Annotated in this window: 8 protein-coding genes and 1 riboswitch; of the genes, 1 reads left to right on the top strand and 7 read right to left on the bottom strand. The window is 40.7% G+C overall.

The annotated features are described in order from the left end of the window. Window positions 1-77 precede the first annotated feature (77 nt). Window positions 78-1,049 (top strand): proline dehydrogenase family protein, encoded by a 972-nt coding sequence (locus M3166_RS18570; RefSeq protein ID WP_251691703.1) that lies wholly within the window; start codon window positions 78-80, stop codon window positions 1,047-1,049. A gap of 94 nt (window positions 1,050-1,143) precedes the next feature. Here M3166_RS18570 and M3166_RS18565 read toward each other — a convergent pair whose 3' ends face one another. The 7 genes from M3166_RS18565 to hemG all read right to left on the bottom strand — a co-directional run bounded on the left by M3166_RS18565 (window position 1,144) and on the right by hemG (window position 11,664). Further along, window positions 1,144-1,758, bottom strand: coding sequence for a response regulator transcription factor (locus M3166_RS18565; RefSeq protein WP_065216319.1), 615 nt, complete (start codon window positions 1,756-1,758; stop codon window positions 1,144-1,146). Continuing rightward, complete coding sequence (locus M3166_RS18560; protein ID WP_251691701.1) at window positions 1,755-2,891, bottom strand: sensor histidine kinase; 1,137 nt, start codon at window positions 2,889-2,891, stop codon at window positions 1,755-1,757. Before M3166_RS18560 ends, M3166_RS18565 begins: the two co-directional genes overlap by 4 nt. An 88-nt stretch (window positions 2,892-2,979) precedes the next feature. Beyond that, entirely contained in the window at window positions 2,980-4,011 is a 1,032-nt protein-coding gene (locus M3166_RS18555; protein WP_251691699.1) for a fatty acid desaturase, read from the bottom strand. 128 nt (window positions 4,012-4,139) lie between these two features. Next, entirely contained in the window at window positions 4,140-4,652 is a 513-nt protein-coding gene (locus M3166_RS18550) for a GNAT family N-acetyltransferase (protein WP_251691729.1), read from the bottom strand. Between the two features lie 70 nt (window positions 4,653-4,722). Beyond that, complete coding sequence (gene metH, locus M3166_RS18545; RefSeq protein ID WP_251691697.1) at window positions 4,723-8,154, bottom strand: methionine synthase; 3,432 nt, start codon at window positions 8,152-8,154, stop codon at window positions 4,723-4,725. After that, window positions 8,147-9,991 (bottom strand): bifunctional homocysteine S-methyltransferase/methylenetetrahydrofolate reductase, encoded by a 1,845-nt coding sequence (locus tag M3166_RS18540; protein ID WP_251691695.1) that lies wholly within the window; start codon window positions 9,989-9,991, stop codon window positions 8,147-8,149. Before M3166_RS18540 ends, metH begins: the two co-directional genes overlap by 8 nt. Window positions 9,992-10,093: 102 nt before the next feature. Next, window positions 10,094-10,191, bottom strand: a riboswitch (SAM riboswitch). 87 nt (window positions 10,192-10,278) lie between these two features. Continuing rightward, window positions 10,279-11,664, bottom strand: coding sequence for a protoporphyrinogen oxidase (hemG, locus tag M3166_RS18535; RefSeq protein ID WP_251691693.1), 1,386 nt, complete (start codon window positions 11,662-11,664; stop codon window positions 10,279-10,281). Window positions 11,665-11,738: the final 74 nt, after the last annotated feature.

Below are 11,738 nucleotides of genomic sequence, written 5' to 3'. Positions count from 1 at the left end.
GGCAGCTGTTCGTAATCTACGAAAATAGCGCTATGGTATAATTTTAAGAAAATGACGAATTTTAAGGAGATGTTTTTATGGCATTACGTGATTTTTTCATTTCATTATCTGAAAACCAAACTCTTACTAATGCAGCGCAGCAATACGGTTTAAAATTGGGTGCACAAAGCGTTGTTGCAGGGACAACTATCGAAGAAGTAATCGAAAGTATTCGTAAATTAAACGAGCAAGGGATTTCTTGCACTGTTGATAACTTAGGCGAATACGTTACTGATGAGTCAGAAGCAACACAAGCGAAAGAAGAAATCTTAGCTATGATCGAAGCCATTCAGGTTGAAGAATTGGATGCACACATTTCCTTGAAACCTTCACAGCTAGGGTTGGATATCGACATTGACCTCTGCTACGACAATTTATATGAAATTGTGGAACGTGCCCATGAATACGGCATTTTCGTCAATTTTGACATGGAAGATTATAAGCGACTTCAGCCTTCATTCGATATTGTGGAGGAACTTGCAAAATCGTTCAATAATGTAGGAACAGTCATTCAAGCATACTTCCACCGCGCAAAAGACGATATTGAAAACTTTAAGGATTTCCGTCTACGGGTTGTAAAGGGTGCCTATAAAGAATCGGAAGAAGTAGCTTACCAGGATAAACTTGATATTGATATCAACTTTATCGAGCTGATTGAATATCATTTAGCGCACGGACATTTTACATCGATTGCCACACATGACCACAATATTATTAAGCATGTGAAGTATTACGTTGAGCAATATGATATTCCGAAAGAAAAATTTGAGTTCCAAATGCTTTACGGGTTCCGTAAAGACTTGCAGCTGGAACTTGCACGCGAAGGCTATCAAGTATGTGTATATGTACCATATGGCAAGGACTGGTACGGCTATTTCATGCGTCGCTTAGCAGAACGTCCACAAAACATCAATCTCGTCACTAAACAAGTGTTCAATAAAAAGACAAACACTTTACTGGCAGTAGCAGCGGGAGCATACCTTCTCGGGCGATTAACGAAAAAGAAATAAAGGGCTTACCTCAATCAGAAACCCCCTCATTTTGTTCACAGACAAAATAAGGGGGTTTATTTAGTACTTAAATTAGTTTGAGGATTCTTTTTAATTACATCTTCTTTTTATTCCAGCCTTTTTCTTTAAAGCGTGCGATTGCTTCAATTCGATTACCGACACCAAGTTTATCAAGTATGACAGAAATGTAGTTTCGTACTGTACCTGCCGATAAATAAAGTTCTGCGGCAATTTCCTTTGTCGTTTTCCCTTCTGCAACAAGTTCCAGCACTTGGCTTTCCCGTTCTGTGAGCGGGTTTTCACTATCATCTTCATATACAAAATCCACTAGCTCCGGTGCGTAAATGCGACGCCCATCCATAATGATCCGAATGGAATTGACAAGCTCCTCAATCGGACTGTCCTTCAATAAATAGCCGCGCACTCCCGCTTTTCTAGCACGTTCAAAATAACCTGGTCGCGCGAACGTCGTTAAAATAATGATTTTACATTCGCTTCCCCTTAACGCTTCGGCAGCATCCAGCCCAGTTTTGATCGGCATTTCTATATCCATAATACAAATATCCGGATTTAATTCTGTTACCATTTCAATTGCTTCTTCACCGTTTTTTGCAAGGCCGACTACTTCCATATCCTCTTCCATGCTGAGCAATGATTTCATCGCCCCAAGCAGCATTCCTTGATCTTCAGCAATTACAATTCGAATCATTTCACGTTCTCTCCCTTTTGATGCGTGATCGCCAACGGTATTTTCAGCACGACCGTCGTCCCTTCATCGCTCTCTATTTCAAGTGAACCATTGATAAATCCAATACGCTCCTGCATCCCTTTTAAGCCATTTCCACCGAGTAATGTATTGGAGTATTCAAAGCCAACCCCATTATCCTGAATCGTCATTTTGAATTCATCATCACTTTGATAAAAGCTAATACGGCAAATCGTCGCTTTACTATGTTTGACGATATTTGTAACTGCTTCCTTCAAGCACATACTAATAACATTTTCCGCTAAAATCGGCATTTTGATTTCACTTTTATCTCCATTTAACCGCAGTTTAATCTGTGCAGCTTTTAATATTTGTTCCACACGATAGAGCTCTTCTTCCACCCTTACTGCGCGCATATCGGCTACAAGCTCACGTACTTCTTTTAGCGCGACACTCGCAGTTTGGCGAATATCCTTTATTTCTATAATGGCTTGTTCCGGACTTTTCTCAACCAGTCGTGCTGCCAAGTCACTTTTTAAACCAATCATGGAAAGTTTTTGACCAAGTGTATCGTGTAAGTCGCGTGCAATACGCTGCCGTTCTTCAATAACCGTCAATTCTGAAATACGTTCCCGCGCTGTTTCCAGCTCACCCTCCAGGTTTTCCCGTCGCGTTCTTGAAAAGAGCGTAAACGGCAACAGCACAACACCCAGCACATTAATAATAATAAATGGTGTTTGCGATAAAAATAAGTCAAGGAAGATGAAGTAACCCCCGACAATCGAAAGAACGGTAAAGCCTATATGTAAGCCATACATAATATAAAACCCAACCGGCTGTTTAATATTACCGATGAAAAACGCGGTAAACAATGCCAAATATACGTAGCCAAATACAAGTGTCATTGCGATATTCAGCAACATTTGAAAGCTGATCCACATATACTTCAGCCCAGGTCTAGCACTGAATGAAAAATAATGACATAAGAAATAACTAAAAATTAAAGTGATCCCTAAAATAATCTGCCATAATGTGAACGATTGTATAATGAAGAAAAATGGCATAATACAAAAGATTATCCATATATAAATACTCAACATCGGACTTTTCGGGATGATACTATACCATGTTTGCATAATTGCCTCGATTCTCTTTTTACCTATATTCTATAATAAAACAGGTACCTCAAGCTATAAATTGAGGTACCTTAATTTTTGTATAAAGTTAGTTCGCAACAGTTCGGTTACGCGATCCCTCAAGTTCTGCCGCTTCTTTAAATGTAATAAAGCGGTAATTGTCGGCATCGTATAATTTGTAGCGAATTGATTCTAAGCTTGTCTTTAATGTAATAGTCGTTGCCTGTTGAAGCGGCTTGATGGACTCATGTGCATCTTCCAGCTTATAGTTCGGTACACGCGGTGACAAATGGTGTACGTGGTGGAATCCGATATTTCCTGTAATCCATTGCAGTACTTTCGGTAATTTGTAGTATGAGCTTCCTTCTACTGCAGCTTTTACATAATCCCACTCCGAATCAACTTCAAAGTATGAATCTTCGTAAGTATGCTGAATATAGAACAGCCAAATCCCTAATGAACCTGCAATAAACAATGTTAAACCATGTACTAATAAGAATGTTGACCAACCAAATATTAAGATAAGGGTTGTACAAATAACTAATAATGCGATGTTATTGAAATACGTGTTTAAGCGCTCTTTACGCTTTGCATCTTTACGATTGAAACGATTCAGTATAAGTACCATAAATAGTGGTCCTAAACCGAACAGGACAATCGGGTTACGATATAAACGATAACCTAAACGACCTAATTTTGACTTTTCAAGGTATTCATCAACTGTCAGCATATCGATATCGCCAATCCCGCGCTTATCCAAGTTTGAACTTGTCGCGTGGTGAATCGTATGCTCGCGTTTCCACTTTTCATAAGGGAACGATGTCACAATACCTGTAATATTTCCGATAATGGCATTCGCCTTTTTGCTTTTGAAGAATGAACCGTGTGTACAGTCATGGAAAATAATAAATGCACGAATAACAAATCCTGAAGCAAGGATACTACATAACGCCGTATACCAAGGAGAGTACTGGAGCAATACATAACCTGCTCCCCAAATTAATACAAGTGGTACAAGCGTATTTAATATTTGTTGAATACTAAGTCGCGTTTCTGATTTTGCAAACGGCGCAACATCTTTTCTCAGCTGCTTTGTTTTATCTGCATGTGTGCTTACCATGTGTCGATCCCTCTTTTCACAAAATTATTAACCTCATCATATAAAAAGAACGAACATGATAAAACGCTCAAACATCATATATTTTTTATGACAGATGTCATATGACCTGGTAACAACTCGAGTACCCTTTAACTTTCCTGGGGATTTTTCGGACCATCCAAATCTAATTGATAAAACACTAAATCCAGCCATTTCCCGAATTTATAACCGGCATTGCGGATTGTTCCGCTATATAAAAAACCGAATTTCTCATGTATTTTAATACTGGCGATGTTTTCTTTATCGATACATCCAACCATTGTCTTTATACCTTTTGTATTTGCTTCCTCTATAATTGCGTGCATCAGTTTACTGGCAATCCCTTTTTTATAATGATTTTTATGCACGTATACTGAATGTTCTACTGTATAAAGGTTTGCTGGATAATCACGGAAACTTCCATACGTTGCATAACCCGCTACTTCACCATCTTCATCAAATACGAATAGCGGATAACCTGAAGCCTGTTTTTGTTCAAACCATCTTAAGCGGTCTTCCAATGTTTGTTCCTTGTACAAGTAAATCGCTGTGGAGTTTAGGATATTATCATTAAATATTTCCAAAATCGTCGGTATATCTTCTTTTGTTGCGCGTCGAATCATCATCTTTTCCTCCTAAAGGTTGCAAAACCGCCTTACCTTAAATAAGGTAAAGCGGTATTTTTTTAATCAATTATACATTAAAATAACGTGCATCCGGGTGAGCAAACACAATCGCCGATACACTTGCTTCCGGCTCCATCATAAAGCCTTCCGTTAAATGTACGCCAATTTTTTCCGGTTTCAATAGAGAGAACAGTTTTTCCTGGTCTTCCAGATTTGGACATGCAGGATAGCCAAAGCTAAATCGTTGTCCTTGGTATTTCGCTGCAAATCGGTCACGCATCGTAAAGTCCGTTGCATCCGGGAAGCCCCATTGGTCACGGATTTCCTGGTGAATACGCTCCGCAAAGCCTTCCGCAAGTTCAAGTGCAGTTGCTTGTAATGCATGGCTCTCCAAGAACTTGCCTGCTTGTTTCAGTTCTTTTGCTTTTTCGCTTACCCCTTTACCCGCCGTTACGACCATTAATGCAATATAGTCCATTTCACCACTATCAACCGGCTTTAAATAATCCGATAAACATAAATATGGTGCAGCTTGCTGGCGCGGGAATGTAAAGCGTTTAATTTCCGTTTTTGCATCTTCCGGACTGTACACGACAACATCATCACCATCGGATTGTGCAGGGAAGAATTGATACATTCCTGAAGCACTCAATCCACCGCTTGTTAAATAACCATTCACTAAATCGTTTAATAAAATTGCGCGGTCATCCTGATCTGCAAGCAATTGCTCCAAGTTTCCTTTAAGCCCTAAATGATGCCCGATCAATGTACGCATATTTACATACGGGTGTAAATGCGCTACCGAATAATCCGGCTTAATATGCGGCACTAGATCTTTTGGCTTCCAAACAGCGGTATCTCCCACTGTTCGAACCGGCTTTTCTAGTACTGCCACTGCCGGACGTGCTGCACGCTTCGCATCCGATTCCACACGTTTTTCTCTTGCATCACGTAATTCTTCTATTAATACTTCACGCTCGTTTGTATTCATTAAGCGATTTGCCTGGTCCAAACCTTGCATCGCATCTTTTGAATAGATTACCGGTCCATCATACTGATCGGCAATTTTCGTTTCAGTAAAGCGACGTGACAATGCCGCGCCCCCTACTAATATCGGAATATTAATACCCGCTTCTTTAAAGTCTTGTGCCGTAATGACCATTTGCTGAGCCGATTTTACAAGTAAACCCGACAAGCCGATAAAGTCGGGTTTTTCTCTTCGAATTGTTTCAATCAACTGTGCAGGTGTTACTTTAATTCCTAAATCTACAACACGATAGCCATTATTGCTTAAAATAATGTCAACAAGGTTTTTCCCGATATCATGAACATCGCCTTTTACTGTCGCTAATACCATTGTTCCTTTATTGGCGCTCGTATCACCCTTTTCCATAAACTGCTCTAAATGAGCTACAGCCGCTTTCATGACACCGGCACTTTGAAGTACTTCTGCCACAATCAGCTGGTTTTCATTAAACAGCTTGCCGACTTCCGCCATCCCTGCCATTAATGGTCCGTTAATAATATCAAGTGGTGTATCGAACTTTTCAAGAGCTGCATTTAAATCTTCAATTAACCCTTCCTTCGTACCTTCCAATATGTAATACGCAAGGCGTTCTTCCACTGTCGCCGGCAATTCTTTCACAACTGCATCCTTCTTTTTATCGCGGTAAAAGTCAGTAAATACAGCGAGTGTTTTATCATTTGTATTGAAGATTAAATCGTTCGCCAGCTTGATTTCCTCTTCAGGAATCGATGCATAGCGCTCCAGTTTCTCAGTATTTACAATCGCATAGTCCAGGCCAGCCTGTGTACAGTGATATAAGTAAACCGCATTCAATACTTCGCGTCCAACTGGCGGTAGACCGAACGAAACATTACTAACACCAAGCACTGTTAAGCAGCCAGGTAAATGTTCTTTAATGAGGCGAATTCCTTCGATTGTTTCCTCAGCGGCACCAATATATTGCTCGTCACCTGTACCTACCGGGAACATTAACGGGTCAAAGATAATGTCTTCTGCTGACATGCCCCATTTTTCTGTTAAGAGCGTATAAGAACGCTTCGCAACTTCAAGCTTTTGCTCACGTGTAATAGCCATTCCAGTTTCATCAATCGTACCGACAACAAGCGAAGCCCCATATTTTTTCACAAGTGGCATAACAGCATCGAAACGCTCTTCTCCATCTTCCAAGTTAATCGAGTTAATAATGGCCTTCCCTTGTGAAAACTTCAGTGCGACTTCCATTACTTTTTCATCTGTAGAGTCAATGACTAGCGGCACTTTAACTTTTTTCACAACTTCCTGCATGAAGTTTTTCATATCTTCTACTTCATCACGGTCTGGATTTGCTAAACAAATATCGATGACATGTGCCCCGTTTTTAACTTGTGCACGCGCAATTTCCGCAGCTTCTTCAAACTTGCCGTCAACAATCAGGTTTTTGAATTTACGAGAGCCGATAACATTCGTACGCTCCCCGATAAATAACGGACGCATAGATTCGTCGTATTGCAATGGCTCGATACCTGATACGACATGTCCATGTGTTACGTCTTTCGGCTCACGCGGTTTATAGCCATCTACAGCTTCACGGATCGCTGCAATATGTGCTGGCGTTGTACCACAGCAGCCACCGACGATATTCAGCCAGCCTTTTTCTGCAAAGCCTTGCAGTTTTTTCGATAATGAATCCGGCGTTTCATGGTAGCAGCCTTCCTCGTCCGGTAAACCGGCATTCGGATAACAGCTAATATAGCCGTTCGAAAGCTCCGCCAATGAACGGATATGATCGGTCATAAATTCCGGACCTGTGGCACAGTTCAGTCCGACAGACAATGGCTTAATATGCTCGATTGAAATATAAAATGCTTCGATTGATTGCCCGGCAAGCGTTGTTCCCATTGGCTCAATTGTCCCTGAAATCATGACAGGCAGCTCTTTGCCGAGTTCTTTAAATGCACGGTGAATCGCAATCGTTCCTGCTTTAACATTCAGCATATCCTGGGAAGTTTCCATTAAGAGAAGATCCGCCCCAGCTTCGATTAGCGCTTTTGCCTGGATATAAAAGTTTTTTTCCAGCTCTTCAAATGTAATACCGCCTGTTACCGACAATGTTTTTGTCGTAGGGCCGATTGCACCTGCGACAAAGCGCGGCCATTCCGGTGTCGAAAACTCCTTCGCTGCTTCTAGTGCAATTTCAACCGCCTGCTTATTAATTTCTACCGCTTTGTCCCCTAGGTCATACTCATCCAGAACAAGCGGTGTTCCGCCAAACGTATTTGTACAAATAATATCAGCGCCTGCAGCTAAATATTCACGGTGAATTTTGCCTAAAACATCGGGTCTCGTAAGTACCAGGTTTTCATTACAACCGTCTAAGTCTTCCCCGCCAAAATCTTCATATGTTAGGTTTTCTGCCTGAAGCATCGTCCCCATGGCACCATCAATGATAAGTATTCTTTTTTGTAATTGCTCATGAATTGGGTGATTATACATTCGACTGAACTCCTTTACTTTCCACATCATATTGTTTTACATAGTCCATTAATTCCAGCGTCATATCATAGCGTAAAAACGGTGTAATTAAATAAATACCATTAAAATATTTGCATGCCGTATCGAGCAGCTCTTTCGCAATTGCGATTCCTTCTGCTGCCGATGCTTCCTTGTCGTCCCCGCAGGCAGCCATACGCGCAAGTACTTCATCGGACAATTTAATGCCCGGTACTTCATGATGTAAAAATTCCGCGCTGCGTGATGAAGTAAGTGGCATAATCCCGATATAAATCGGTGTTTCCAAATTCTTAGTCGCCTCATAGATTTCGATAATCTTTTCTTTCGTATAAACCGGCTGTGAAATAAAGTAATCTGCACCATGCTCGATTTTCTTCTCTAAACGGGCAACAGCACGATCCAACACACGGACATTCGGATTAAAAGCAGCGGCCACCGAGAAATTCGCCTGTTTACGGAGTGACTTCCCAGTAAAAGAACCACCTTTATTTAACTGCTTAATTAAGGAAATGAGCTCCATTGACGAAACATCATATACGCTCGTCGCCCCCGGGAAATCCCCCACTTTTGTTGGGTCCCCTGTTACGACCAGAATATCATGAAGCTCCAACGCATCAAGTCCCATTAAATGTGACTGAAGCCCAATTAAATTTCGGTCACGGCACGTTAAATGCGGCAATGAACGAATTCCGTGCTCTTTTAAAATAGCGGCCATCGCGATATTGCTGATGCGCGGCGAAGCAAGTGAGTTATCAGCCATCATAATGACATCGGCTCCCGCTTTTGCCAGCTGTTTTGCCCCTTCGACAAACCCATCGATTTCCAGGTGACGCGGTGTATCCAGCTCAACAATAACAGAGCGTTCACGTTTTGCTTTTTCGTGGAGCGGCTCTTGTTTACGTGGCTCCGGAATACGGACGAATTGTGTAGACCTGTGTTTTTCTTCCTTCGTTTCGATTGGTTGCATATTTGCCAAACGTTTTTTTACGGCTGCAATATGCTTCGGTGTCGTCCCGCAGCACCCGCCAATTAAACGGACTCCTTGGTTTACAAGTTCAACGGCTGCACGTGCGAAATAGTCGGTTTCCGATTCATAGACAACACGACCATCTTCAATATCTAATAATGATGCATTTGGGTAAGCCGATAGAAAGGCCTTATTCGGTAAATTGACTCCTTCAAATGCCTGAATCGTATGGAAAGGACCTAATCGGCAGTTACTCCCAACAATATCTGCACCTAGTCTTTCTAAATCCTGAAGTGCTTCATTTAAAGACATTAAATTTTGAAGGACACCCGGCTCCTGCATTGTCACTTGGGCAATGATCGGTAAATCAGTCATAGAACGTAATAGATGGACACAATGCGATAATTCTTCAAAATCGTAATACGTTTCCAGTAAGAATCCATCTGGTTCACCAGCTAGTAATACTTCCGCTTGTTCTTGGAACGCAGTTAAAATTTCGTCTAATGTCGCATCACTTTTTCGGATTCCACGAATACCACCGATTGTCGCCAGCACATATTGTCCATCCAGGGAAGCAGCACGCTTTGCAATTTTTAACGCAGCTTCATTAAACTCCTTAACACGATTTTCATAGCCATAACGTGCAAGCTTAATTCGGTTGGCTCCGTATGTATTTGTCTGAATAATATCTGCACCCGCCGCAATATATTCACTATGAATTTTTTCTATAATATCAGGACGTGCAATATTCATCTCTTCATGACAATAATCCAATCCATATGAATAAAGAAGTGTTCCGATTGCCCCGTCTGCTGTTAAAACCCGTGTTTGTAATTCTTCAAGTAAACCCATTGCCTTCACTCCATCATTTACAGTATTTTCAGTATATTAACGATACAAAAAAGCCTTCTTTCATTAAATAAAAGAAGGCATAATAGTTATCAACTTAATCCCTTCTCATCTTCTGGCATTTGCCACTGGATTTAGCACCTGACTTAACGTTGGTTGCTGAAGTTTCATCGGGCCAGTCCCTCTACTTCTCTTGATAAGAAAATAATATGAATTTTTAAAATAATTAAATGAATCATAACGTTATCTAATACTTCCGTCAATACCCTTTAGCCGAATGAAGTATTTCTTTACATAATTCGACTAATAATTTGTTCAGCTGTTTTTTTTCCATTTAAAATACAGGCACCGATTCCTACTCCGAAATAGGCACATCCCGCTAATAGAACATTCGGGTAATCATTTGCCAGCTGCTGTATAACTTCCGATAATGCTTCATTATGCGCCAAATCATAGCGGGGCATTTGGTCAACCCACTTTGTTACATTGACGACTGTCGGCTCCGCTTCAACACCTAAGCTAACACGTATATCTTCCAGTGCAACTTTCGTAAGTTCTTCATCAGACATAGCAACCAACTCTTCATAACGCGGATTAATATTTTTATAAAACAGGCGAACAAGTAAATTACCTTCCGCCGATGTATGTTTCCATTTACGGCTCGTCCATGTTGACGCATTGCAAACTAAATCACTATTATGCGAAACGATAAAGCCTGTACCATCTGCCGGTAAAATATCATCCGGTACATCAAAGCCCAAATACATCGTTAAAGCAGATGCCGTCGTGAACTTTTTCAACTGTTCTTCCAGTGAGTCATCCTGTATGACATGACGTACTGTTTCATTTGGAACAGCCAATACAACAACATCCGATAAAATTATTTCTTCTTCCAGCACGACTTCATATTGCTCTTCTTTTTTACGGATTTGCTTTGTTACTGTATTTTTCATGAATTCAACTTCCGGCAGCTGTTCCTCTAAGCGATCGATCAATGCCGATAAACCTGAGCGGAAAGAAATAAACTTCTTATTCGCAGCTTTTTCAAATTGCTCTCGATGTGCTTCGAATCCTTTAATAATCGATCCGTAGTTGTTTTTATAATCCACTAAATAAGGCAATGTGGAAGCCAGGCTTAATTGATATAAGTCGCCTGAATAAACACCCGCTAATACAGGGGCAATTTGCTTGCGGACAATTTCTTCCCCTAAAAAATACTCCAAAAACGTACCGATCGAGCTTTCTTTTGTAAATTTAGTATTCGGGATTTCTAAATCTTGAAGTGCTCTCTTCTTTCCTTCTTCAGAAATTAACGTACTCGACATGAGTGATTCCACACTCATCGGAATACCGAATGTCGATCCTGCCGGAATTGCATGGAGCTCATTATTCGTATGAATGTAAGAAATTCCTGTTTCGTTATAGACAAGCTCTGATTCAAAATCAAGCTCTTTTACAAGCTCTAAAACCCCTGGATGGCGAGCTACAATTGAGTCAGCCCCCGTTTCCATAATAAAACCTTTATCCTTTTCGGAATGAATTTTCCCGCCTAAATATGCGTTCTTTTCAATCAGTATTAACCGTGCTTCCACATTTTGCTCATGCATTTTATTTTTCAAATAATGCATCGTACATAGCCCGGTAATCCCGCCACCTACAACTACTACTGTTTTCATATCCATTCTCTCCTATTTCGTTCGCTTCTCTTTTATAAGTATAAACTTTTTTATGCGAAATATGGTCAGCGGGG

The organism is Solibacillus isronensis, assembly GCF_023715405.1.
Classification (GTDB): domain Bacteria; phylum Bacillota; class Bacilli; order Bacillales_A; family Planococcaceae; genus Solibacillus; species Solibacillus isronensis_B.
This window is presented reverse-complemented; position numbering and strand designations above follow the sequence as displayed.

What these genes read in the sequence shown, in the direction of transcription:
- M3166_RS18570 (WP_251691703.1), top strand. Translation starts at nt 78, where the DNA reads ATGGCATTACGTGATTTTTTCATTTCATTATCTGAAAACCAAACTCTT.
- M3166_RS18565 (WP_065216319.1), bottom strand. Translation starts at nt 1,758, where the DNA reads ATGATTCGAATTGTAATTGCTGAAGATCAAGGAATGCTGCTTGGGGCG.
- M3166_RS18560 (WP_251691701.1), bottom strand. Translation starts at nt 2,891, where the DNA reads ATGCAAACATGGTATAGTATCATCCCGAAAAGTCCGATGTTGAGTATT.
- M3166_RS18555 (WP_251691699.1), bottom strand. Translation starts at nt 4,011, where the DNA reads ATGGTAAGCACACATGCAGATAAAACAAAGCAGCTGAGAAAAGATGTT.
- M3166_RS18550 (WP_251691729.1), bottom strand. Translation starts at nt 4,652, where the DNA reads ATGATTCGACGCGCAACAAAAGAAGATATACCGACGATTTTGGAAATA.
- metH (WP_251691697.1), bottom strand. Translation starts at nt 8,154, where the DNA reads ATGTATAATCACCCAATTCATGAGCAATTACAAAAAAGAATACTTATC.
- M3166_RS18540 (WP_251691695.1), bottom strand. Translation starts at nt 9,991, where the DNA reads ATGGGTTTACTTGAAGAATTACAAACACGGGTTTTAACAGCAGACGGG.
- hemG (WP_251691693.1), bottom strand. Translation starts at nt 11,664, where the DNA reads ATGAAAACAGTAGTAGTTGTAGGTGGCGGGATTACCGGGCTATGTACG.